A 24,533-nucleotide genomic window follows, 5' to 3' on the forward strand; every position below is an offset into this window, starting at 1 on the left:
ACAAAGTTAGAATAAAAACTTAGTATTTGAAGCTACTGCCTCCTAAAAATTCTCTCAATAAGGATGTCGGTGGAATTTCTTTGTCCTGCACGGGGGTGAAATATTTGATGAATTTCAGCAACCGGTAGGCTTCTGCGTATTCCGGACAGTTCCGTGGAACACTGGTAAGGATGGGCTCTGCGTGGCAGCGGAGCACGGCAAATTCGAACAAGAGGGCGGAGTTGAACATGACATCGGCATTTTCCTGGTAGGGGAATATCCATTTGTCCTCGCCGGCACGTACACTGGGCCAGCGTGAAATGGTCTCTTGTGCCGAGTAGCCGCGGTAGTTGAAGTCGCGGATGATGCGGCGCAGCAGGCGGTTGTCCGTGGTGGGAATCCAGTTGTGGTCGTCCAGCGAGATGGTGGTCAGGGCGGATACATAAATCTTGTATTTGCTGGCGGCGGGAATCTGTGGTGTCAGTTCAGGGTTCAGGGCATGGATTCCTTCCAGGATGAGGATGGTATGCTCGTCGATGCGAAGTTTGTCGCCCTTGTACTCTTTCTTCCCGAGGTTGAAGTTGAAGCGGGGCAGCTCCACTTCTTCGCCACGGAGCAATGCCTGCAGCTGGGTGTTGAAGAGTTCGAGGTCGAGGGCGTAGAGTGATTCGTAGTCGTAGTTTCCGTTTTCGTCGCGTGGGGTGTCTTCACGGTCTACGAAGTAGTTGTCCAGCGAGATGGGATAGGGACGCAGGCCGTTGGTCATCAACTGCACGCTGAGCCGCTTGCTGAAAGTCGTCTTTCCGGAGGACGATGGACCGGAGATGAGTACGAGCTTCACCCGGTTTCCGTTTTCGCCGCGGTGGTAGATGTCGTCAGCTATTTGGGCTATCTTTTTCTCCTGCAGGGCTTCGGCTACGTTGATGAGGTCGGTGGCATGGCCTGTCTCGCAAGCCAGGTTGAAGTCGCCCACGTTACTCAGCCCCATGATGTAGTTCCAGCGCAGGTGTTCCTTGAATACGTCGAGCATCTTCTCCTGTTTCACCACTTCTTCCAGTACATTCGGGTTCTCCTTGTTGGGGATACGCAGCAGCAGGCCGTCGTAATACTTCACGATGTCGAACAGCCAGATGAACCCGGTACTGGGCAGCAGGTTGCCGTAGTAGTAGTCTACGGTGTCGCCCAATGTGTAATAATAGGTATATAGCGAGCCGGAGGTTTCCAGCAGCTTAACCTTGTCGTTCATGCCCCGTTCGCTAAAGATACGCACAGCCTCGGTGGTGTGGCATTCTACACGATGGTAGGGGATGTTTTCGGCGATGATTTCCTGCATCCGTTTCTTGATGGCGGTCACATCTTCCAGCTCTATGGAACGGCCGATGCGCAAGTTACAGAAGTAACCTTTGGATACCGGATGCTCTACGAACAGTTTTCCTTCCGGAAACAGCTCGCTGACAGCTTTGTAAAGAATGAAGCAGAGGGAACGGACATAAGTGCGCATGCCTGAGGAGTCACGTATGTCGAGAAACTCTACATCCTTATTGTTGTATACACGGAAATTCAGTCCTTCGGAACGGTTGTTGACTTTTGCACTGACTACCTGATAGGGGAAATTTAGATTAAAACCGTAATAAATATCCAAAAGTGAGCTCCCTATAGGGAATTCTTTAGAAATATTATTATTTTTGCAACAAATTTGTAACATGTGTTTCATGATGTCTCGTTTTTAGTGGGTTGACACGTTAAATATAGGACATTATAACACGTGAAGGAATGAAACACCTTAAATAATTAAAGATGGAATATTCTTTTTATGATTTTTTAAAGCTACTCGGCTCATTGGCACTGTTTCTTTACGGAATGAAGATTATGAGTGAGGGGCTTCAAAAATTTGCCGGTGACAGACTGCGGAAAATATTGACCGCAATGACAACCAACAGAGTGACCGGTGTGTTGACGGGCGTGCTGATTACAGCACTTGTACAATCTTCCTCTGCAACCACGGTGATGGTTGTAAGTTTTGTCAATGCGGGGTTGTTAACGCTTTCACAGTCCATAGGTGTCATAATGGGTGCTAATATCGGTACGACTGTTACGGCATGGATTATTTCAGCTTTAGGTTTCAAGGTGGACATTGCCGCCTTTGCTCTTCCTCTTCTTGCTTTCGGCATTCCTCTCCTCTTCTCTCAAAAAAGTAACCGCAAGTCTGTCGGTGAATTTATTTTCGGTTTCTCATTCTTGTTCATGGGGCTTTCCTATTTGAAAAACAATGCTCCTGACTTGAGCCAAAATCCTGATATGCTGTCATTTGTGCAGGACTATACCGACATGGGCTTTATCTCCATACTCCTTTTTGTGGGTATCGGTACGGTGTTGACCATGATTGTGCAGGCATCTGCGGCAACTATGGCCATTACGCTTATTATGTGCGCCAACGGCTGGATTAGTTTCGAATTGGGGGCAGCACTGGTTTTGGGAGAGAATATCGGTACAACCATCACGGCAAACCTTGCGGCGCTGACCGGTAATACGCAGGCGAGGAGGGCTGCTTTGGCTCATTTGGTATTCAATGTGTTTGGTGTGATATGGGTGTTGTGTCTTTTCACCCCCTTTACCGAGGCTGTGTCATGGTTCGTAGAGAACGTGATGGGTACTAAAGATCCGGCTGTGGCCGTATCCTTCAAGCTTTCGGCATTCCATACTTGCTTCAATATCTGCAACGTGCTGATATTGATATGGTTCGTGAAGTTTATCGAACGTACGGTCTGTGCCATTATTCCAATGAAGGAGCAGGACGAGGAATATCGCTTGCGTTTTATCTCGGGCGGTATGCTTTCTACGGCAGAGCTGTCCATCTTGCAGGCAAGCAAGGAAATACATCTCTTTGCCGAACGTACCCGCCGTATGTTCGGAATGGTGCAGGACTTGCTGCATACGGAGAAGGATGATGATTTCAACAAAGTGTTCAGCCGTGTGGAGAAGTACGAGAATATCAGTGACAGCATGGAGCTGGAGATTGCCAATTATCTGAATCAAGTGTCCGAAGGGCGCCTGAGTTCGGAAAGTAAGTTGCAGATACGTGCCATGCTGCGTGAAGTGACGGAGATAGAGAGCATCGGCGACAGCTGCTATAACCTGGCACGTACCATCAACCGCAAGCGCCAGACCAATCAGGATTTCACCGAGAAGCAGTACGAGCATATTCATTTCATGATGAAGCTGACGGATGATGCCTTGGAGCAGATGATTGTCGTGGTGGAACATCCGGAGCATGCAGGCGCGGATGTGAACAAGTCCTTTAATTTGGAGAATGAAATCAATAATTACCGCAATCAGCTGAAGAATCAGAATATCTTGGATGTGAACAACAAGGAATATGATTACCAGATGGGTGTTTACTATATGGACATCATTGCAGAATGTGAAAAGCTGGGCGACTATGTGGTGAATGTAGTGGAGGCCAGCAGCGATATAAAAGAAAAGAAAGCGTCTTAGGACGCTTTCTCAAATTCTTCTTTGCCTACTCCACACAAGGGGCAAACCCAATCTTCGGGAAGGTCTTCGAAAGATGTTCCCGGTTCTATTCCATTTTCAGGGTCGCCCAATTCAGGGTCATAGACATAATCGCATACAGTGCAAATGTACTTTTCCATAAATTTCTTTTTTAGGTTTATTCTCCTATAATAACGTTTAAAAGCCCTTTTTGTTCTCTATTAAAACAACATTTTATGAAAATGACCGACAAGCTGTTCAGGGCGATTATGCGGAATCTGCACGCCTATGTACTGCTGATAAACCGCGACTTCACTGTATTCTACACCAATTACTACGATATTACCGGAGCTGTAAAGCCTGCCGAAACTGGACGGGTGGGAGATATTCTGCGCTGTAACAATGCCTTGTCGGCAGCAGGAGGTTGCGGCACTCACGATTTGTGTGAGCACTGCCCCGTGCGGAATGCCATAGAGAATGCCTTTGTGGTGCAAAAGAACTTCACGGATTTGGCAGCTATTCTGAATCTTAGGGATAGCGAAGGCAGAACTACGGAATGCAATGCTTATGTTTCCGGCGAGTATATGGAGATTGAGGACCGCGACTGCATGGTGATTACCGTGCATGACATTACCCGGCTGAAACAAGTGGAAGCTGAATTGAAACTGGCACGTGAGAAGGCAGAGAATGCCGACCGCTCCAAATCGGTGTTCCTGGCGAATATGAGCCATGAAATCCGTACCCCGCTGAACGCAATTGTCGGATTCTCGGAATTGCTGGCCTCTGCATCGACAGACGAAGAGAAGACACAGTTCCTGGAAATTGTGCAAAGTAACAATGAAATGCTGCAACAGCTGATTGCTGATATTCTGGACCTCTCGAAGATAGAAGCCGGAACATTGGAATTTGTGTTCTCGGATGTGGACATCAACCAGATGATGTCCGATTTGGAACAACAGTTCCGTATGCGGGTGGCCGAGCTGGGTAGTGGAGTGCAGATTGTCCGGGAGGCTTCTGAGAAGGAATATACCATGCATACAGACAGAAACCGGCTTGCACAAGTGATATCCAATTTTATGACGAATGCCCTGAAGTTCACCCAGGAAGGCAGTATTACCCTCGGATTCAGACTCTATGAGGAAGGTCTCTATTTCTACGTAAAAGACACGGGAACCGGTATTCCCCAGGAAAAGTTGCCACATGTTTTTGAACGTTTCGTCAAGCTGAAGCAGGAAAAGAACGGTACCGGACTGGGACTCTCCATTTGCCAGACCATTGTCCGCAAATTGGGGGGCGAAATAGGCGTGGAATCGGAAGAAGGGGCAGGTTCGACTTTCTGGTTCACATTGCCGTGGGAGCCTGCAACCAGACCGAAACTGGTGAGGGAAAAAGAGAATCAATGACAGTCAATTAATCACTAATCATTATATAGGTATTGTTTTCCCGGATTATTATTGTATTTTTGCGTTCCAAAATTAAACCTAAAGACTTGCATGACTGCAATAAAGGATGATTATTATCATGTCGGACTGACCGACGAACAAGTGCGGAAGAGCCGCGACGAACATGGAGTAAATTTATTGACGCCTCCTAAACGGCCTTCCTTATGGAAATTGTATCTGGAGAAGTTTGAGGACCCCGTAGTAAGGGTATTGCTGGTTGCCGCTCTGTTTTCTTTGATTATTTCCATTGTAGAGAATGAATATGCCGAGACTATCGGCATTATAGTAGCCATTCTGCTGGCTACCGGTATCGGTTTCTTCTTTGAGTATGATGCCGGAAAGAAGTTTGACCTGCTGAATGCAGTGAACGAAGAAACTTTGGTGAAAGTAATTCGTAACGGACATGTGCAGGAGATTCCCCGTAAAGATGTAGTGGTGGGTGATATAGTGGTGCTGGAAACCGGTGAAGAGGTTCCGGCGGACGGTGAATTGCTGGAAGCCATTTCCCTGCAAGTGAACGAATCGAATCTGACCGGTGAGCCGGTAGTGACGAAAACTACCGTAGAAGCTGACTTTGACGAAGAGGCTACGTATGCTTCCAACCGCATTTTGCGCGGTACAACGGTGGTGGACGGACATGGCACCATGCGTGTGGAGGCTGTGGGCGATGCTACGGAAATCGGTAAAGTGGCACGTCAAAGTACCGAACAGAATACGGAACCTACTCCGCTGAATATTCAGTTGACCAAATTGGCCAATCTGATTGGAAAGATTGGCTTTTCCGTAGCGGGTCTGGCTTTTTTCATTTTCTTTGTAAAGGATGTGGTACTGGTCTATGACTTTTCTTCATTTCATACCTTCCGTGATTGGCTGCCGGCCTTGCAGGCTACTTTGCAATACTTTATGATGGCGGTTACCCTGATTGTGGTGGCTGTGCCCGAAGGCTTGCCGATGAGCGTGACACTCAGTCTGGCGTTGAATATGCGCCGCATGCTCTCCACCAACAACCTGGTGCGCAAGATGCATGCATGCGAGACGATGGGAGCCATTACAGTGATTTGTACCGACAAGACCGGTACATTGACCCAAAATCTGATGCAGGTGCATGAACCCAATTTCTATGGTTTGAAGAATAACGGGCAGCTGGGGAATGATGACCTCAGCAAGCTGGTAATGGAAGGTATCAGTGCTAACTCTACTGCTTTTCTGGAAGAAGAGGTGACTGGCGAGAAGCCGAAAGGGGTGGGTAACCCCACGGAGGTGGCACTGCTGCTTTGGCTGAGCAGTCAGGGATGCGACTACCTGGCGCTGCGTGAGAAAGCTACGGTTATCGACCAGCTGACTTTCTCTACGGAAAGGAAATTCATGGCTACCCTGGTGCAATCCCCCCTGATTGGGAAGAAGGTGCTGTATGTGAAGGGAGCTCCCGAGATTGTTTTGGGTAAATGCAAGGATGTCATGTTGGACGGCAAGCGTGTGGATGCGGTGGAATACCGTTCTACAGTGGAGGCTCAGTTGCTCAACTACCAGAATATGGCTATGCGTACACTTGGCTTTGCATTCAAGATTGTGGATGATGCGGAAGCGTCTGATTGTGTGTCATTGGTTGCTGAAAATGACTTGTCGTTCCTCGGTGTGGTTGCCATCAGTGATCCTATCCGTCCGGATGTGCCTGCGGCCGTTGCCAAATGCCAGTCGGCAGGTATCGGAGTGAAGATTGTGACGGGAGATACACCGGGTACAGCTACCGAGATAGCACGTCAGATTGGTCTGTGGAAACCGGAGGATACGGAAAAGAACCGCATTACGGGAGCTGCATTTGCCGAATTGACGGATGAGGAGGCATTGGACCGTGTGATGGACTTGAAGATAATGTCGCGTGCACGCCCCACAGACAAACAGCGTCTGGTGCAACTGTTGCAGCAGAAAGGTGCGGTAGTGGCTGTGACGGGTGACGGCACGAATGATGCTCCTGCGTTGAACCATGCGCAAGTGGGACTTTCGATGGGTACTGGAACCTCCGTTGCCAAGGAGGCCAGCGACATCACGTTGCTGGATGACTCCTTCAACAGTATAGGTACGGCCGTGATGTGGGGACGTTCTCTATATAAGAATATACAGCGTTTCATTGTTTTTCAACTGACTATCAATTTTGTGGCTTTGTTTATCGTTCTCCTGGGTTCACTGGTGGGTACGACGCTTCCTTTGACCGTCACGCAGATGTTGTGGGTGAACCTGATTATGGATACGTTTGCGGCCCTGGCCCTGGCGTCCATTCCACCCAGTGAGAGCGTGATGAAGGAAAAACCGCGTAAGAGTACGGATTTCATTATAACCAAGTCCATGAGGTATTACATTCTGGGAATGGGGTCTGCCTTCCTGGTGTTACTTATGGGAATGCTCTTCTGGTTTAACAGTGAAGAGGGGGGGATGACTACCTATCGGTTGACTGTGTTCTTCACGTTCTTTGTTATGCTTCAGTTCTGGAACTTGTTCAATGCACGTGTGTTCGGCACTTCGGACTCGGCGTTCAAGGGCATTTCTAAATCTTATGGCATGGAGCTGATTATACTTGCCATTTTGGGCGGACAGATACTGATTGTACAGTTTGGTGGAGCTGTATTCCGCACAGTGCCGCTCGATTTTATGACTTGGATGACGATTGTCGTTTCTACTTCGTTTGTTTTGTGGATAGGTGAACTGGTTCGCCTTATCCGGCGTTTAACACAGAAATAGTGATGAAAAGAAGAGGAATCAAGAACCTTATTATTGATTTTGGCGGAGTTCTGATTGATTTGGACCGCCAGCGCTGTTTGGAGAATTTCAGAAAGCTGGGATTGCCGGACGTGGAAGTCATGTTGGACCTCTATCACCAGCAGGATTTCTTCCAGAAATATGAAAAAGGATTGATTACCAGTGCGGAGTTCCGGGAAGTGATTCGTGGAAAGATAGGGAAACCGGTGACTGATGCCCGGATAGATGACGCCTGGAACAGTTTCCTGGTGAGTATTCCTACTTTTAAATTGGATTTACTGTTGGAACTGCGCAAAAAATACGTTGTCTATCTGCTGAGCAACACCAATGAAATCCATTGGCAATGGTCGTGTCTGCACGCGTTTCGCTACAAGGCTTTCCGTGCGGAGGACTTTTTTGAGCATATCTATCTCTCTTATGAGATGAAGATGGCAAAACCGGATGCCGATATATTTCAGAAAGTACTGGATGAGACCGGTATTCTTCCCAACGAGACTCTTTTCATTGACGATTCTGAGGCCAATTGCCGAACAGCGGAGGCGTTGGGTATTTCTACCTATACGCCAAAGGCCCACGAGGATTGGAGACATGCAGTTGTTTTGTGAAACATCGGACATTGGTTCCCGTCCAAGTGTAGCCACTATCGGTTTCTTTGACGGAGTACATCGGGGACACCGCTACCTGATAGAGCAAGTGTGTGCGGTAGCTGCCGAGCGTGGGCTTGCTTCGTCGGTCGTGACTTTTCCGGTACATCCGCGTAAAGTGATGCAGGCCGATTATCATCCGAAGTTATTGACCACTTGTGATGAGAAAGTTTCCCTGCTTGCCAAGACTGGGGTGGATTATTGCATGATGCTTGATTTTACTCCTGAAATAGCCCGGCTTTCGGCACGGGAATTCATGTCCATACTGAAGGATCGCTATCAGATACAAGCTTTGGTAGTGGGGTACGACCATCGTTTCGGGCATAACCGCAGCGAGGGTTTTGAAGACTATGTGCACTATGGTCGCGAATTGGGTATGGAGGTGCTTCTTGCGCGCGCGTATTCTTATAGTAAGGAGACATCGGTAACGGAGGTTACTGTCAGCTCCTCGGCTATTCGCGGTCTGTTGCTGGAGGGAAACGTTTCGGAAGCTGCCGAGTATCTGGGATATGATTTCTTTTTGGACGGTACGGTTGTCGGCGGCTATCAAGTGGGGCGTAAAATAGGTTTTCCTACGGCTAATCTCCGTGTTTCCGATTCTGACAAGCTGATTCCCTGCGATGGTGTGTATGCCGTCCGTGTCTGTGTTGAAGGCAAGGAGTACGGCGGTATGCTAAGCATTGGCTACCGACCTACGTTGGAGAACGGCCCCGATCGCAGTATTGAGGTCCATATATTCCGGTTTGATGCTGACATTTATCAGCAGCCGATGCGTCTTTCCTTTGTGCGCCGCACCCGTCCTGAACTGAAATTCGACAGTATAGAAGAACTTATTGCCCAGCTTCACCGTGACGAGGTGGAGATTAAATCCATTCTTTCTTTATAAACATAAGGCGATAAGGTCATTTATCTCCTTGCAGTTCTATGTATTTTCCCGTTTGAAATGTTTGTTTTCTGTGTATTTATCGTAAAACATATTTTTTTTATTGTTTTTCGATAAATATTTTCTGTTTTTCTTTGTCATATCAAAAAAAGGTCTTTTATTTGCATATCGAAAAACGATAAATGATTATCGAAAAACAAAATAAAGAACTAATAAAACAATAACGGTATGAAAACTTTAGTAATGACAACAATCTTTGTAGTGACAGTAGTGATAAATGCTTTTGGTGGTAATATCCAGGAAAACTTTGCCTATAATGAAGTGATGAACGGAAATCAGGTGGAGTCCCAGATTGTATATAAAGTAGAGAACGGTAAGTTTCTGCAGAACCATTTGAAATACAATTTCATCTATGATGCCCAAGGGCGTACGATACAGAAGGAAGCGTTGAAATGGAACGAGATTGAGCAGGCGTTTGAACGCTTCTATTGCTTGAACTACAATTATACAGAAGCCGGTACGGATGTGGAATATGCCTTGTGGGACAACAAGACGCATGCCTACTCCGATGTGAAAGAAAAAGCAGTTTATCTGCAGGCGGGAGATGACATCAACTACTTGAGTTACAAATGGAGTAAGAAGGACAACGACTGGAATCTGTTGGTGGAACATGCCACTGCAGAGGAAGACGTATTGCTCCTGGCAGTGAAATAAATGAAGAACAAATATAGAAATGAGGGAGGGGCTTAGGTTATGAGAAGAGCATTTATGAGTATTACACTATTGGTATTGTCACTTTCTACAGTGATGGTGCTGCTGATGGGACTTGTTGCCACAGCTTGACGGATTGACAGAGAAAATGTGTATCTTTGCGAACTTTTAGACGAATAGAACAATGAAAACGGCAATAAAACTAGTATTGATTTACTTTTTGATGCAGCTTATAGGAGCACTGTTTGCAGGACCTTTCTGTCTGCTGTATACGTATTTCGCTTATGGAACTTTCGACATGGACAAGGCTGGTCAGATTGCTGTGGCGCCTACCATGCTGCTGGGCTTTGTTTTCATGGGACTGTACTTGTGGCGCAAGAACTACCTGACGGGAGACAAGCATCTGTATTCTCCGGTGTCAGTCCCTTATCTGGCATGGAGCCTGCTTGCCGGAATGACTTCCATATGTATAATAGGTCTTCTGATGTCCGAACTTACTTTTTTGCCCAATTTGTTGGACCAGACATTTGATATACTGCAATCCGGTTGGCTGGGTATTCTCTGTATTTCTGTTTTGGGACCCGTACTGGAAGAACTGCTTTTCCGTGGTGCCATTACCAAGGAGCTGCTTCGCAGATATAGCCCGGCAAAGGCTATCTTGTTTTCCGGGTTGATATTCGGTATCTTTCATCTGAATCCGGTTCAGATAATAGGTGCTTGCCTCATCGGTTTCTTGCTTGCCTGGCTTTATTATAAGACACGGAGTCTTATGGCATGTATTCTGATACATATCATGAATAACGGCTTGTCTGTCTATCTGAGCCTGAAACATCCTGAAATGGAGGATGTGACACATCTGCTGAGTAACCCGTATGTACTGGTTTGGGCAGTGGTTTTCATATTGTTGCTTCTACTCTCCTTGAAACAACTGAATAAATATAATATATCTGATACTAATACAACAACAACTGAATTATGAAAAGAAGATTGAACATTCTCTGCCTGGTGGTAATGCTTGTACTGAGTTACTCGGTATTGGAGCAGGGGTACTATATCTTTCTGGGAGCCAAGATGGGGGCGCAGACCGGACTGGAGCTGGGAAAGAAAGGGAGTGACATTGCTGCCTACAAGGAACTGATGAACCTGAAGGTTGTCAACCTGATACCTTCTTCCATGGAGTCGTTTGATTTCTTCAGGGATTCCGTCTACAATGAGAAAAGCAGGAGTTATGTGCCTGCAGCCTACTCTTCGTTGATGGTCAGCGTAAATTCTCATGATTCTGTTGGGAAAGTGGTGGCAAAGTATTTGCTGATATATCTGCATTTGGGCTTTTCTCTTTGGGCGGTAGTATTGTTTATCCGCTTGATAATCTCTATCAACAAGTCCGACATCTTCAACTGGCGGAATGTACGTCGGCTGCGTCGATTGGGAATGGCACTGGTTGTCAGCTTCTGCTGTACCTTTGCGTCATCATATCTTGATTTTATAGGTATCGATACCGTATTCTCGCTGCATGGTTACGAGCTGAGCCTCTCAGAATTGGTGAGCACTACCACGCTGGTACTTGGGCTTTGTTCGCTGATTGTAGGTGAAGTGTTTGCCATTGGATTGAAAATGAAGGAAGAGCAGGATTTGACGATTTAATAATAAGAAGAACGGACAGAGATATGAATAAAATCAGAGTATGTGCCTTCCTGGCTTTGGTAGTGTTTATTGGTAGTGTTGTAACGGATATGTTTAGTGGATTTATGGACGGCTGGAATGAGGCGGGCGACCAGAAGGATTTTCATGCCTTACCCTCCGTGTCACTTTTGGTGCGGGCAGATGATACGCTGCCTGCCGATACTTTGATTAGTGCGGCACAGGATACGCCCATGTATTGCAATACAAGTGAGGTATCGGTGCAAGGTTTCCGTAGTACGAAGTGGCGGTGGGTATCGTTCTTGCTGTTTCCTGCGGGACTGTTTGCGCTTTACGGGTTCTATAGTGTGGCGCGGCTGGTGCTTACTGCCACGAAAGGCGAGGTGTTTGTGCGCAAGAATGTGCGTCGGATGCGCATTTTTGTCTATGCGCTGATTTCGGTGAGTCTTTTATTCGAGTTGCAGCAATGGGGCATCTATCATGACTTGGCTTCTCAAGTGCAGCTGGAGGGATACGAGGTGTTGCCTTATTCTTTCAAGTATGCTTGGTTCAATTATATGCTGTTGGCATTGTTCACCGAGATATTCGCCATCGGCGTGAAGATAAAGGAAGAGCAGGATTTAACGGTTTAATGTGGGGGGAGGATTATGAAAAAGATAAGTATATTGGGTATCCTGGCTATATTGGTCATTGTTGCAGAGTTTACCTATGCGATGATAGCGGGCTGGGTGGATATGAAGAATAGTTTTCTTGAGGGTTACAATAGTGTAAATGTGCATTCGGGAACTCCACAGCCGGAGTATTCCGGTTTATTTGATAAGGTATATGTGGATGTAAGACCTTTGGAAACGACAGCAGTCGATTCCTTGACGAATCGTTTTGCCGATAAGTCAGTACCTTATCAGGTAAAGAGAATAGGCACTGTGATTGTCCCCACTGTCTGGAGTTCCATAGTGAACTTCTTTGCCATGTTTGCCATCATTCCTTTCTTTGTAGGAATCTATTGTCTGATACGTTTGCTGGTATCCATCTCAAAGCGGGAAGTGTTTACTTCGGATAATGTAGCCCGGTTGCGTTTCTTTACTTATTCGTTTGCTGCATTGTACGGCTTGATGACTTTGCACGATTGGCTGAATCATCTTGAAGCAGTGAAGCAAGTGGCTCTGCTGGGCTATGAAGTGGTTGCATCGCATGATACGGATTTCACATCCCTGGTTATTATAATTCTTTTCACCGAGATATTTGCCGCCGGGGTGAAGATAAAGGAAGAACAGGACTTGACTATTTAGGTGTGAGTGGGAAAAGAATAATTGATAAATAGAACACAATTATATGATTATAGTAAACCTTGACATAATGATGGCCCGAAGAAAGATATCTTTGGGCGAACTGGCGGAGAAGATTGATATTACGCCTGCCAATCTCTCTATTCTCAAAACCGGAAAGGCTAAAGCCATCCGTTTCTCTACACTGGAAGCAATCTGCAAGGAACTCGATTGCCAGCCGGGGGATATATTGGAGTATCAGGAAGGGAAGGAGTGATGAAAGGCTGTTCGTCATTCCTATTTGGTACAGAACCTTGATATCTGCATCCTTGTTAAGGGATGCAGATGAGAAGTATTAAAAAGTCGTGATAGTATTGGGAGTAAACGAAGTTTTGTTAGCTTTGCAATAAACATAATAGTGATTTGTTAACTCAAATTAAAACTTACAAATGAATGTTGGAATAAAAGATTTCATAATTTCTCTTTTCTGCCTTATTTCTCCCTGCCTATGGGGAAGTGGATTGGACGGGCGTTATTTAACGAATCAAGATGGCTTGTCGAACAGTTCTGTCAACTGCATCTTTCAAGATTCTTGCGGCTTACTTTGGTTTGGGACATGGGATGGACTCAATATGTTTAATAGCCGGGATATAAGAGTTTTCAAACCGGACTTATTATCTTCTCTTCCCAGTATAAGTAATAATATCATCAGAAACGTTATTGAAGAAAGAAAAGGAGTAATTTGGGTTGCAACAGATTATGGTATAAATCGGTATGATATAAATAAGGATGAGTTTCAGAACTTTTTTTGCGCAAACACCAGGAAAAATGTTTTTAAAGAGCGTTCTTTCTTTTTAGCGAAAGATATGAAAGGGCGTATTTTTGCATCGGTAAATGAATATGGTATCTATTTCTATGAAACGTCTAAACATGACTTTGTCCGATTGGATATAAAAATCTCTTTCAATGTAAAGCAAATGTTCTTTGATAATGCCAGCCGGTTGTGGTTGTGTACAGAAGCAAATGAATTGTATTGCATAAAGTTTCATCATATATCAGAAGAGGAAGTACTGGTAGATAGTATGCAGCAAGTGGCGAATATCAATCAAGTAGAAGCTGTATTTTATGATGCTGTACGGGATATAATTTGGGCTCAAACTATTGAAAAAAACTTGTTTAGGATTAGTTCGGGCAATAAAGCGATTAGAAAGGCAGAAATTAATTTTCATGATAAGATAACCGCCATGATTTTCCAGAATGATTATTGCTACGTTGGAACATTGAAAGGGCTGTATCGTTGGGACATTGATAGTAATACAACGGAAGCTTTACTGAAAGATATTTCAATCAACTCTCTTTGTTTAGGGGAACAACATATTCTTTGGGTGGGAACAGACACGCGCGGTGTCGTTTTATTGTCGGAGCAGCAAAATAAATTCATGCGCTCTTCTAAAATACCTGCCATAAACTTTGGTAACGCTCCGGTCAGAGCTTTCTGGGAAACCCAGGATGGTACGTTATTTATTGGTACTAAGGGAAAAGGGTTATTCCTTTTCAATGAAGAAGAGCAGTCTGTACAGAACCTGACCATTACTGAAGGACTATTGCATAACTCGGTTTACGCATTTACTGGAGATGACGAGTATGTTTGGATTTGTACGGAAGGAACCGGGTTGAATTACTATTCCATAAAAGAGAAAAAACTGATTCAAGTGGAAAAGACTCCCGCAGACTTGAAAGGTGAATTCTCTATTTGTGCGCAGAGTGATTCGGTTTTATGGATTGGCACAAATGGGTGGGGGCTGTTTAAAATTGTACTCGATAGAGGCTCTTATCCTGTTTCCGTTAAATCTTATAAGCAATACCGGTATCAATTTGATTGTAATAACTGCTTGAATAATAATTCTATTTTTTCTGTTCTGCCAGATGGAAAAGAAGGCCTATGGGTAGCTACCCGAGGTGGTGGTTTGAACTACTTGAATTTTGCAACAGAACAATTCGCTCATTATCGCCACTCTTCGGCGAAAAAAGAGACAATCAGTAATGATGATGTTCTTTGTCTTTATGAAGATACAGATAATTCGTTATGGGTGGGGACAAGTAATGGATTGAATCATTTGGTTGACAGAAAAGATAGTTTATTTCAATGGTATACGGAAAAAGAAGGTATTCCTAACAATACAATACATGGCATTTTAAAGGATGAGGCTGGTAATTTGTGGGTCAGTACCAATCGTGGGTTGGCCCGCCTGGATAGTAAAAGAGAGAAGATAGTATCTTATTTTCTGACTGATGGTTTACAGGATGATGAATTTTCTGACGGAGCTTCATATCAATCACCTTACTCCCACTATTTTTATTTTGGAGGAATGAATGGCTACAGCAAGTTTAATCCTTTGGAAATTAAAGAAGATACTTATATGCCAAGCCTCTATCTGACGGCCTTCTCTATCAATAATGACGAGGTACAGATTGAAGATCGGTTGGATGAAAAAAAGTACTTGAAGCTGAATCATAAGGAAAATCTGGTAACATTCAGATTTGTACCTATTGATTATATACAAAGCTCAAAATGTGAGATTGCTTATATGGTGGAGGGGTATAGTAAGGATTGGGCCTATTTGGGCACGTCTGGAACGATTGTTTTAAACAATCTGCCTTCGGGAGAATATACCTTATATGTGAAATGCTGCAATGCAAATAAAGAATGGAGTCAAGATGGCTACACTTTGAATATTCGGGTTTATCCACCATGGTGGCTTAGCTGGTATGCATATTTGATATATACAGTCTTATTGGTGGTTTGTATCGGCTTTCTGTATAGAAACTCCATACATAAGATAAAGATGAAGCGGAAGTTGGAGTTGGAGATGCTCGAAAATCAGAAAGCCGAAGAGATTCATCAGGCTAAACTTCGTTTTTTCACTAATATAGCTCATGAGTTTTGCAATTCGTTGACGCTTATTTATGGCCCTTCTGAAAGGTTGTTCAAATTGTGCGGTGACAACCCTGTATTGAAACGATATTTGTCTGTGATAAAGTCGAATGCAGAACGTATGCAGTCGCTGATACAGCAATTAATGGAGTTCCGTAAAGTAGAGACTGGATATTTGGAATTGTATGTACAGGATGTAGATATGTGGGAACTGGTTGCTAATACTACTGGCAACTTTGTGGATATTGCAGAAGAAAAAGAGATAACTTTTACTATAGAGATTACTCCTGATGTAAGAACTTGGAATACAGATCGGAGTGCATTTGAGAAAGTCTTGTTTAATTTACTGTCTAATGCTTTTAAATATACCCCTGACAAGGGAACCGTATCGTTGAATATGACTTTGATAGACGGATATCTACATTTAATAATAAAGAATACGGGTAAGGGTATTAAGGAAGAAGAGCAATCTTTGGTTTTTAACCGTTTTAAAGTGCTTGATCGTCTTGAAGATCAGATTTTGAGTGGGGTTGAAACCCGGACTGGCATCGGGTTGGCTTTATGTAAGACCTTGGTCGATTTAATGAAAGGTTCGATTAAAATAGATAGTAAATTGAATGAATATACTGCTTTCATTTTGCAGTTTCCTATGTTGGAGAAGTCTGCTTCTCGTTCGAAGGTAGAGGAGACTGCGAAGTCGCCAAGGATTGAATTGCCATCAGAGAAAGTGCTCGTTGAAAAACAAGATGTGGAAGTAAACTTGCAAAATGACTTGAATACATTGTTGATAGTTGATGATGACGATGAAATTAGGATACTCCTATTGGATATATTGCAAGAGCAGTACAATGTATTGGCAGCTACCGATGGTAAAGATGCTTTGGATTTACTAAAGAAGCGGATTCCGGATTTAGTTATCTGTGATATTATTATGCCTGGGATGAATGGTTTTGAACTAATTGAGCAGATAAAAGCTCAGGAGCTGACTGCTCATATACCAATTATTTTATTATCGTCTGATGCTTCGGTTGACAGTAAGATAGAGAGTGCGCATATAGGAGCCGATGCGTATTTAACTAAACCTTTTCATGAGAAACATTTGTTGGCTACTGTCAGACAGTTGTTGAGTAATCGTAAGGGATTGAAAGACTATTTTAATTCTCCTATATCTTCTATTGAATACGTAGATGGAAAACTGATTCATAAGGAAGATAAAGAATTTATATACAACTTGACGAAGATTATCACTGCAAATATGGGTAATGACGACTTCTCTTTGGAAACTCTTACCTTAGAAATGGGCATCAGTAAAATGCAGCTATATCGTAAATTGAAAGATATAAAGAACGAGACTCCTACAGATTTTATTAGAAAGATGCGTTTGAAACAAGCAGAACATTTATTGAAAACAACGAATGAAACAGTTTTGGAGGTTATGTATAAATGTGGCTTCAATAACAAGGCTTATTTCTATCGATTATTCTTAAGAGAGTATAATATGACTCCAAAAGAATATCGAGAGAGTGTGAAAAAGTAGTATGGTAGTCTTCCTGCTATTCAAAATAGTATACTCCCTTTACATATGGTATCTTTGTCAGTTTAGTATACTCCTTTGCAAGTGGAGCATACCTTTTGCATGCCATTAAGTTGTTTATTTTGTGCAAATCAATAAATGAAAAACTATGGATATTGCACACCGTTTTAAAGAAAACCCATTGCTGGAACCTTCTAAATTGAAAGCTAAGATTAGCGGCATGGAAATTGTTTGTTTACTGAATCCCGGAGTATTTAGATGGAATGGAAAAATCGGGTTGTTGTTGCGGGTTGCCGAGAGGCCTAAGCAGCAAGAAGGAAAAATCAGCTTTCCGGTATATAATGAATTCGGTAATATAGAAGTCTTGACTTTCGATAAGAATGATCCGCAACTAGACGCTTCCGACCCTCGCGTTATAAAGTATAAGGGACAGAATTATCTGACTACCTTATCTTATCTGCGTCCGGTTTTCAGTAAAGATGGTATCCGGTTCTCTGAAGAATATGAGTTTCAACCTATTTATGGTGAAGGGGCTTTAGAAAGTTTCGGTATAGAAGATTGCAGAGTTGCAACAATAGAGAATAGTTATTATCTGACATATACAGAAGTCTCCCCGATTGCTGTAGGGGTGGGGCTTATCATTACGAATGACTGGAAAACTTTTGAACGTAAGGGCATGATATTTCCTCCTCATAACAAAGATTGCGTGTTTTTTGAAGAAAAGATTCATGGAAAGTATTATGCTTTTCATCGTCCCAGCAGTCCGGAGCTGGGCGGTAATTATATGTGGTTGGCCGAATCTCCTGACGGAGTGCATTGGGGGAATCATAGGTGCATAGCCATTACGCGGGAAGGTATGTGGGATGAGGCTCGTTTGGGTGCCGGAGGACCTCCTATCAAGACATCTGAAGGTTGGCTGGAGATATACCATGGTGCAACAAAGGAACATCGCTACTGTTTGGGGGCTATATTGCTTGATTTGGATGATCCTTCAGTGGTTTTGGCACGCAGTGAAGAACCGATAATGGAACCTGTCATGCCTTATGAACAGACTGGTTTTTTCGGAAATGTAGTTTTCACTATTGGACATTATGTGGAAGGAGATACTGTTTATATGTATTATGGTGCTAGCGATGAGGTGATTTGTGGAGCTACGTTTTCCATTAATGAGATATTGCAGACTCTTACTTTTTAATTGAAAAACACTATGCTATCAAAGATTACTAAAGAGTTCACGTTCTTTAAACAGCAACCGTATAATATGCAGATTCTGTTGCTGACAAATATGTTCTATGCATTTGTCTTACCAGTAGTGGAAATATTTGTAGGGGCTTATATTATGCGCAATACCAATAATCCTTCTTATGTAGCTCTGTATCAGTTGGCGATGTATGTTGGTATTGTTGTGGCTTCTGTTATTAATGGGGAACTATTGAAAAGATTCCAGGTAAAACATTTATATGCTTTTGGCATTCTGGTCAGTGGACTTTCAATGGTAGTTATGATGGGGTTGAAGACAATGGGCTTCGGTGAACTTTTTGTTGCAGGATTGTTTATGGGAATCGCATCTGGTTTCTTCTGGGCAAACAGATATTTGTTGGCTTTGAATTCGACAAATGATGCTAATCGTAACTATTTCTTTGGTTTGGAGTCTTTCTTTTTCTCGGTTTGTTCTATTATTGTACCTATTGGGGTAGGGGGATTTTTGGTATGGGCTGCCGGACTTCATTGGAACGATATAGAAATAGATATGAATGGTGCTTACCGTATTGTTACGCTGTTTGTATTTGTCATCACGGTTATTGCATGTATAACTCTATTCCATGGCTCTTTTCATAACCCAGAACAGAAGAAGTATCTATACGTGAAGTTTGAACCTGTCTGGAATAAGATGTTGTTGCTTGCTTCTTTGAAAGGATTGGTACAAGGTTTCCTCGTGACGGCTCCTGCTATTTTGGTTATGTATCTTCTGGGTGCTGAGGGCGAACTTGGAGTCATTCAGGGATTAGGAGGCTTATTAACCGCTATTATAGTCTATGTTTTAGGGCGAGTTTCACGCCCTCAACACCGTATTATTATTTTTTCTATAGGTATTATTATATTCTTTATTGGCACTTTAGTGAATGGAATTCTGTTCTCTGCGGTTGGTGTCATTGTGTTTATCTTGTGTAAAGTATTCTTTCAGCCGTTGCATGATTTGGCTTATTATCCGATTATGATGCACTGCATTGATATTGTTTCTCAGAAGGAGAAGAGGAATGAATACACATATATCATGAGTCATGAGATTGGTTTGTTCTTTGGACGGGCAACAGGATTGGGACTCTTTATCGTCTTAGCTTGGTTTGTCTCCGAAATTTTTGCTTTGAAATATGCTCTGATTATTGTTGCATTGCTACAGATGCTTTCAATTCCATTGGCTAAATACATTATAAAAGTTACTCGATAAAAATTGATACTAATATGAAATACACAACTCTTTTTCTATCAGCAATTCTGGCCGGTTTATTATCCTCTTGTGCACAAGTGAAACCGGTCGTGCAAGAAAATATTGCACGTATAGATGCTATGCCGAATTTTCCTACTCCTTATAAAATGCTGGACTGGAAGCAGAAGGCTAAAGATTTTGATGCATTTGCATTTGACTATGATTCGGACTTTCCTTGCGGTCCGGTAATTTGGTTGGATAGTGCAAAAAGAAATATTCCCCAAGTAACGTTTGGGATATATACAGCTATTCATGATGTACGCCAAGGACCTAACCATAATGATGGCGAGTTTCATGAGAGCCTTAATTCAATGGCTGCCATTCTTGGGGCGAGTTTGATTGGAATAGACAAATCACGGCAGGATGGATTCAATTATGTAAAGATGATCCAGAACTACTTCAATTCTGATACTGGTTGGAATATCATGATGAATAATACTTGTCCGGATGTAGCACTGCAAGGCGGAGGTTATGGGCGCGACTGGTGGTATGACGTATTGCCTAATGCATTGTTTTATGCAATTTGTGATTTATATCCCGATATTGATGGGGCTGATAGAATACAGCGTTCAATTGCAGAACAATTCTACAAAGCAGATTCTGTTTTGAGTGGGAATTATGATTATTCTTTTTTTGACTATGGTCAGATGAAAGGTATGGTAAACAATATTCCTTACCAGCAAGATGCGGCTGGAGGACATGGTTACGTGCTGTATTCAGCATATCAGAAATATAAAGATCCTCGTTATCTGGAAGGGGCGAAATCAGCAATAGACGTGCTACATGCTCAGAAAGAAAGTCGTTTTTATGAGATTTTATTGCCATTGGGCATCTATACGGCAGCCCGCTTAAATGCCGAGGAAGGGACTCAATATGATATTACTAAAATGATTGACTGGGCTTTTGACGGTTGTGTCAGTAAAAAAGGACGAACCGGGTGGGGGATTATTGTAGGGCGTTGGGGCGATTACGATGTCAGTGGGCTGCAAGGAAGTATTACTTCTAGTTATGCATTTTTGATGAATAGCATTAAAATGGCTTGGCCATTAGTTCCGTTAGTAAAATATCAGCCACAATATGCGCGTGCAATAGGTAAATGGATGTTGAATAACGCAAATGCCTGCCGCTTATTTTTCCCGGATGAGCTGGATGATAAACACCAATGGTTACCTGAACTAAAGGATATTACCCGCGGAGTTGTATCTTATGAGGGGTTAATAGCAGAGGATAATTATGGCAATAAGGCTTTGAAAGGTATTAGCCCTATGGGGATTGGTGATGGTCCTCGCTGGAACCCGGCCAATCCCCCTGAAACGATGTTTAGTCTTTATAGTACTTCTCCGGTAGGTATTTTGGGAGCGATAGTAGATGTTACCAATGTGGAAGGCATTCTCCGTTTAGATTGTAATTGCACGGACTTTTATGCAAATGAGGAGTATCCGGTGTATTTGTATTACAATCCCTATAAGGAAGATAAGAAAGTCATTTATAAATCTTCCGGATCAGTTGATTTATATGATAAGTTGACACATGCTTATTTACAAAAAAATATTAATGGGGTTTGTGAAATAAGCATCCCTGCCGATCAGGCGTGTTTGGTGATTGAAATCCCGGCAGGAAAAGCTTATCGAGATAAATAGAGTTTAGATGTAAACCTTTATATAGTTATTAATTTTAAATCATTACAGCATGAAAAGGACATTTTTGGTTTTATTGGGTGTATTTTGTCTTGTCTTGACATCATTTGCCCAAACAAAGATCAGTGGAGTCGTAAAAGATTCCAGATCAGGAGAAATCCTCTCAGGTGTGGCTATTGCAGTTCAAGGAGCAGGGACGGGTACTATTACTAGCCTGGACGGTACGTATTCACTGAATGTTGACCCTCAAGGGACATTGATTGTTTCTTATATAGGATATGAAACACAGTCTATCCCAGTTAAGGGAAGAAGTGTAATCAATATCGCTATGAAGGAAGATATGAATCTTTTGGATGAAGTGATAGTTGTTGGCTACGGTACACAAAAGAAAAGTGATTTGACGGGATCAATTTCTTCCGTATCTTCTAAGGATGTGAAAAATTACGCAGTCTCTAATGTATCACAGTTATTAACCGGAAAAGCGGCAGGTGTATTTGTTTCTTCCAGTTCTGGGCAGCCTGGTGAAAGTGCTATTGTGCGTGTCAGAGGTCTTGGGTCTGTCAACGATAATAATCCTTTGTATATTGTTGATGGGCAGCCGTTGGATAACTTGAATAATTTGAACCCTTCGGATATTGATCGTATCGAGGTATTGAAAGATGCATCGGCTTGTGCTATTTATGGTTCGAGAGGGTCTAATGGTGTAATTCTGGTAACGACAAAGAAAGGTGAATCAGGTAAGACTTCTGTTTCTTTGGATGCTTATGTCGGTTTTAAGAGTAGTTATAAAGCACTTGAAATGTGCAATAGCACAGAGTTTCACTCATTTATGCATGAGGCTTACAAGAATGCCGGTCAGACTTTAGATCCTAAATTCGATAGGCAGTATGAGAGAGGATATGATACGAACTGGTGGAATGAAGCGACACAGACTGGTTTGAACCAGAATTATAACTTAAACATACGAAAAGGTACGGATAAGATGCGCTCCTCTTTAAGTATTGGTTATTTGGATGATGAAGGTGCCATTATTACTACGAAATTTAATCGCATTTCATTACGCTTGAATCAGGAGTATGATATCGTGAAGGACCTTATTACGATAGGTGCCAACGTTGGTTTGGCTAAAACCAAGTCAAAGGATACTTCTTCTTTGCCTCGTTTTGACTTTATCATACAAGCCGATCCTTTTACTCCGGTCATTAATCCTTTAGTAGATTCCTCTATTCCAGATTATGAATATAATAAGTATGCTCCTACCGAGTTTGCGTTTAATCCGAATCCGGTTGCATATCTTAATTTATTTGATCGTGATACAAGTAATTTGAATGTATATGGAAATGTCTTCGCAAACGTTAAGTTGTTTAAAGGATTCAGTTATCGTTTCCAATATAGTTTTGAGAGGAACCATAGTCTTTATACGGCCTTTAAGCCAATATATTCTTCTGTTTTCACAGAAAACAATATGGCGAATAAAGAAGATAAGTATAATACTACCACTCAATTGACGAAGAATAATGGCATTGTTTTCAATTCGATAGTTGAGAATCAATTCAATTATGATGTGAAGTTTGGGAAGCATGCACTGAATGCTATGGTAGCTACTACTTATGAGAAGTACACGAGCGAAACAGCTAATGCCTATAAAACCGGAGGACCGGGTAATGATGATGCTTTCCATGTACTTGATTCGCAAACTACCGGTGATTTAGCCGGTGGAACAAAAGCAGAAAGTGTGATATTGTCTTATTTGGGACGTATCAACTATAATTATAATGATACTTATCTAGCAACGGTAAGTTTTAGAACTGATGGCTCTTCCAGGTTTGCCAAAGGTAACCGTTGGGGATATTTCCCTTCCTTCTCGTTAGGCTGGAGAATTAGTAATGAAGAGTTTTTCAAGAATTTGCATTGGGAAAATGTTGTGGATAATTTGAAAATCAGAGCCGGCTGGGGACAAAATGGTAACCAACGCATCAACAACAATGCAGCCTTGACTTTGATTGGTGGAGGTGTGGATGATAAATGGTACTATGGAAATTATTTTGTTCAAGGGTATCTTCCAAAGAACATCGGCAACTCGGAGATTAAATGGGAAACAAGCCAGCAGCTTAACTTTGGTGTCGACTTGACATTATTCAATAATAGCTTGGATTTGACTTTTGATTATTTTGTGAAAAAAACAAAGGATATGTTGTTGCAAGTGCCGATGCCGGAGTTCTCTTCCTATCCTAACAGCCCGTGGAGTAATGCAGGCGATGTTTCGAACAAAGGTTTTGAGATGAATCTGAATTATAGAAATAACGTTGGTGGCTTAAATTATAACATTGGCGTCAACTTATCGACCTATAAAACCGAAGTAACACGATTGACTACAGATAAGAACTATTACTTGACAGGTTCTGTCAGCCGCACTTATGTAGGTGGCCCTATCGGACGTTTCTTTGGATATAAACAAATTGGTATTTTCCAGAATCAGGCAGAAATAGATAATTACGTGAAGGATGGAAAGAAAATCCAGCCTAATGCCAGACCGGGTGATTTTATTTTTGCTGACTTGAGTGGCAATGGTGCTATTGATGATGAAGACCGTACTTTCATAGGTGACCCGAATCCGGATTTGATTTATGGCTTCAATGTTGGATTAAGCTATAAGAATTTTGATTTGTCTTTGGCATTTCAGGGAACTTTGGGTAATGATATTTGGAATGGAACAAAGTCATTTGGTATGGCTTCCGCTCAGAATGCATTGAAAGAGGCTTATACTAATGCTTGGAGAAAAGAAGGAGATAATGCATCTTATCCTCGTATCAGTACTGTTGACGAAAATAAGAACTATGGTAATGGCTCCAGTTGGTTTGTTGAGAATGGCTCCTATTTGCGTTTGCAGAATGCTCAGTTGGGTTATAATCTTCCTAAGAAAATTTGTGAAAAGATGAAAGTTCTGTCATCTTTAAGAATTTATGTAAGTGGTCAGAATTTATTAACATTCACTAAATATTCCGGTATCGATCCGGAAATCGGTTCAAATAATCCATTGAATATGGGATATGATAATACTCGTTATCCAACTTCGAGGGTGATAACTTTGGGTATAAATGCAAATTTTTAATCTAATAATACAGAAA

18 protein-coding genes are annotated in these 24,533 nt (G+C 42.6%); 16 read left to right on the forward strand and 2 right to left on the reverse strand.

Annotation, left to right across the window (positions count from 1 at the left end; translation table 11 throughout):
• Window positions 1-19: 19 nt before the first annotated feature.
• Complete coding sequence (locus tag CSD97_RS00135) at window positions 20-1,693, reverse strand: nucleoside kinase (protein ID WP_005834505.1); 1,674 nt, start codon at window positions 1,691-1,693, stop codon at window positions 20-22.
• 83 nt (window positions 1,694-1,776) lie between these two features.
• Here CSD97_RS00135 and CSD97_RS00140 point away from each other — a divergent pair, with 83 nt between their 5' ends.
• The gene (locus CSD97_RS00140; protein WP_005834507.1) at window positions 1,777-3,474 is read left to right on the forward strand and encodes a Na/Pi cotransporter family protein; all 1,698 of its coding nucleotides are present in this window, start codon (window positions 1,777-1,779) and stop codon (window positions 3,472-3,474) included.
• On the opposite strand, the gene rd is transcribed toward CSD97_RS00140, so the two are convergent.
• Complete coding sequence (gene rd, locus CSD97_RS00145; RefSeq protein WP_005830549.1) at window positions 3,471-3,632, reverse strand: rubredoxin; 162 nt, start codon at window positions 3,630-3,632, stop codon at window positions 3,471-3,473. The two genes, CSD97_RS00140 and rd, sit on opposite strands and share 4 nt — an antisense overlap.
• A gap of 75 nt (window positions 3,633-3,707) precedes the next feature.
• On the opposite strand from rd, the gene CSD97_RS00150 reads away from it, so the two are divergent.
• From CSD97_RS00150 to CSD97_RS00220, 15 genes are all read left to right on the forward strand, one after another.
• Window positions 3,708-4,874: a HAMP domain-containing sensor histidine kinase gene (locus CSD97_RS00150; protein ID WP_098031790.1), complete on the forward strand. Its 1,167-nt coding sequence runs from the start codon at window positions 3,708-3,710 to the stop codon at window positions 4,872-4,874.
• A 90-nt stretch (window positions 4,875-4,964) separates the two neighbouring features.
• A complete protein-coding gene (locus CSD97_RS00155) occupies window positions 4,965-7,649 on the forward strand; it encodes a calcium-translocating P-type ATPase, PMCA-type (RefSeq protein ID WP_098031791.1) in 2,685 nt (894 codons plus the stop codon).
• Between the two features lie 2 nt (window positions 7,650-7,651).
• Window positions 7,652-8,272 carry an HAD family phosphatase gene (locus tag CSD97_RS00160; protein ID WP_098031792.1) on the forward strand — a complete coding sequence of 207 codons (621 nt, stop codon included), beginning with the start codon at window positions 7,652-7,654 and terminating at the stop codon, window positions 8,270-8,272.
• Window positions 8,256-9,197 carry a bifunctional riboflavin kinase/FAD synthetase gene (locus tag CSD97_RS00165; RefSeq protein ID WP_098031793.1) on the forward strand — a complete coding sequence of 314 codons (942 nt, stop codon included), beginning with the start codon at window positions 8,256-8,258 and terminating at the stop codon, window positions 9,195-9,197. Before CSD97_RS00160 ends, CSD97_RS00165 begins: the two co-directional genes overlap by 17 nt.
• 225 nt (window positions 9,198-9,422) lie before the next feature.
• Entirely contained in the window at window positions 9,423-9,908 is a 486-nt protein-coding gene (locus tag CSD97_RS00170) for a DUF3836 domain-containing protein (protein ID WP_016272428.1), read from the forward strand.
• A gap of 181 nt (window positions 9,909-10,089) precedes the next feature.
• On the forward strand, window positions 10,090-10,884 hold the full coding sequence (locus tag CSD97_RS00175; RefSeq protein ID WP_016272429.1) for a type II CAAX endopeptidase family protein: 795 nt from the start codon (window positions 10,090-10,092) through the stop codon (window positions 10,882-10,884).
• Window positions 10,881-11,549 (forward strand): DUF2975 domain-containing protein, encoded by a 669-nt coding sequence (locus CSD97_RS00180; RefSeq protein WP_009037683.1) that lies wholly within the window; start codon window positions 10,881-10,883, stop codon window positions 11,547-11,549. Before CSD97_RS00175 ends, CSD97_RS00180 begins: the two co-directional genes overlap by 4 nt.
• A gap of 23 nt (window positions 11,550-11,572) precedes the next feature.
• A complete protein-coding gene (locus tag CSD97_RS00185) occupies window positions 11,573-12,178 on the forward strand; it encodes a DUF2975 domain-containing protein (RefSeq protein ID WP_098031794.1) in 606 nt (201 codons plus the stop codon).
• A 15-nt stretch (window positions 12,179-12,193) separates the two neighbouring features.
• Window positions 12,194-12,835 carry a DUF2975 domain-containing protein gene (locus CSD97_RS00190; RefSeq protein ID WP_005830526.1) on the forward strand — a complete coding sequence of 214 codons (642 nt, stop codon included), beginning with the start codon at window positions 12,194-12,196 and terminating at the stop codon, window positions 12,833-12,835.
• A 43-nt stretch (window positions 12,836-12,878) separates the two neighbouring features.
• Window positions 12,879-13,088 (forward strand): helix-turn-helix transcriptional regulator, encoded by a 210-nt coding sequence (locus CSD97_RS00195; protein WP_098031795.1) that lies wholly within the window; start codon window positions 12,879-12,881, stop codon window positions 13,086-13,088.
• A gap of 172 nt (window positions 13,089-13,260) precedes the next feature.
• Window positions 13,261-17,283 (forward strand): hybrid sensor histidine kinase/response regulator transcription factor, encoded by a 4,023-nt coding sequence (locus tag CSD97_RS00200; protein ID WP_098031796.1) that lies wholly within the window; start codon window positions 13,261-13,263, stop codon window positions 17,281-17,283.
• A gap of 145 nt (window positions 17,284-17,428) precedes the next feature.
• On the forward strand, window positions 17,429-18,475 hold the full coding sequence (locus CSD97_RS00205; protein WP_098031797.1) for a glycoside hydrolase family 130 protein: 1,047 nt from the start codon (window positions 17,429-17,431) through the stop codon (window positions 18,473-18,475).
• Window positions 18,476-18,487: 12 nt separating this feature from the next.
• Window positions 18,488-19,729 (forward strand): MFS transporter, encoded by a 1,242-nt coding sequence (locus tag CSD97_RS00210; RefSeq protein ID WP_098031798.1) that lies wholly within the window; start codon window positions 18,488-18,490, stop codon window positions 19,727-19,729.
• Window positions 19,730-19,743: 14 nt separating this feature from the next.
• Entirely contained in the window at window positions 19,744-21,408 is a 1,665-nt protein-coding gene (locus CSD97_RS00215; RefSeq protein ID WP_098031799.1) for a hypothetical protein, read from the forward strand.
• Between the two features lie 49 nt (window positions 21,409-21,457).
• Window positions 21,458-24,517 carry a TonB-dependent receptor gene (locus CSD97_RS00220; protein WP_098031800.1) on the forward strand — a complete coding sequence of 1,020 codons (3,060 nt, stop codon included), beginning with the start codon at window positions 21,458-21,460 and terminating at the stop codon, window positions 24,515-24,517.
• Window positions 24,518-24,533: the final 16 nt, after the last annotated feature.

This window comes from Bacteroides sp. AR29 (assembly GCF_900217715.1).
GTDB classification, from domain to species: Bacteria; Bacteroidota; Bacteroidia; order Bacteroidales; family Bacteroidaceae; genus Bacteroides; species Bacteroides uniformis.

What these genes read in the sequence shown, in the direction of transcription:
- CSD97_RS00205 (WP_098031797.1), top strand. Translation starts at nt 17,429, where the DNA reads ATGGATATTGCACACCGTTTTAAAGAAAACCCATTGCTGGAACCTTCT.
- CSD97_RS00155 (WP_098031791.1), top strand. Translation starts at nt 4,965, where the DNA reads ATGACTGCAATAAAGGATGATTATTATCATGTCGGACTGACCGACGAA.
- CSD97_RS00150 (WP_098031790.1), top strand. Translation starts at nt 3,708, where the DNA reads ATGAAAATGACCGACAAGCTGTTCAGGGCGATTATGCGGAATCTGCAC.
- CSD97_RS00200 (WP_098031796.1), top strand. Translation starts at nt 13,261, where the DNA reads ATGAATGTTGGAATAAAAGATTTCATAATTTCTCTTTTCTGCCTTATT.
- CSD97_RS00180 (WP_009037683.1), top strand. Translation starts at nt 10,881, where the DNA reads ATGAAAAGAAGATTGAACATTCTCTGCCTGGTGGTAATGCTTGTACTG.
- CSD97_RS00135 (WP_005834505.1), bottom strand. Translation starts at nt 1,693, where the DNA reads ATGAAACACATGTTACAAATTTGTTGCAAAAATAATAATATTTCTAAA.
- CSD97_RS00165 (WP_098031793.1), top strand. Translation starts at nt 8,256, where the DNA reads ATGCAGTTGTTTTGTGAAACATCGGACATTGGTTCCCGTCCAAGTGTA.
- CSD97_RS00140 (WP_005834507.1), top strand. Translation starts at nt 1,777, where the DNA reads ATGGAATATTCTTTTTATGATTTTTTAAAGCTACTCGGCTCATTGGCA.
- CSD97_RS00170 (WP_016272428.1), top strand. Translation starts at nt 9,423, where the DNA reads ATGAAAACTTTAGTAATGACAACAATCTTTGTAGTGACAGTAGTGATA.
- rd (WP_005830549.1), bottom strand. Translation starts at nt 3,632, where the DNA reads ATGGAAAAGTACATTTGCACTGTATGCGATTATGTCTATGACCCTGAA.
- CSD97_RS00215 (WP_098031799.1), top strand. Translation starts at nt 19,744, where the DNA reads ATGAAATACACAACTCTTTTTCTATCAGCAATTCTGGCCGGTTTATTA.
- CSD97_RS00175 (WP_016272429.1), top strand. Translation starts at nt 10,090, where the DNA reads ATGAAAACGGCAATAAAACTAGTATTGATTTACTTTTTGATGCAGCTT.
- CSD97_RS00210 (WP_098031798.1), top strand. Translation starts at nt 18,488, where the DNA reads ATGCTATCAAAGATTACTAAAGAGTTCACGTTCTTTAAACAGCAACCG.
- CSD97_RS00195 (WP_098031795.1), top strand. Translation starts at nt 12,879, where the DNA reads ATGATTATAGTAAACCTTGACATAATGATGGCCCGAAGAAAGATATCT.
- CSD97_RS00190 (WP_005830526.1), top strand. Translation starts at nt 12,194, where the DNA reads ATGAAAAAGATAAGTATATTGGGTATCCTGGCTATATTGGTCATTGTT.
- CSD97_RS00220 (WP_098031800.1), top strand. Translation starts at nt 21,458, where the DNA reads ATGAAAAGGACATTTTTGGTTTTATTGGGTGTATTTTGTCTTGTCTTG.
- CSD97_RS00160 (WP_098031792.1), top strand. Translation starts at nt 7,652, where the DNA reads ATGAAAAGAAGAGGAATCAAGAACCTTATTATTGATTTTGGCGGAGTT.
- CSD97_RS00185 (WP_098031794.1), top strand. Translation starts at nt 11,573, where the DNA reads ATGAATAAAATCAGAGTATGTGCCTTCCTGGCTTTGGTAGTGTTTATT.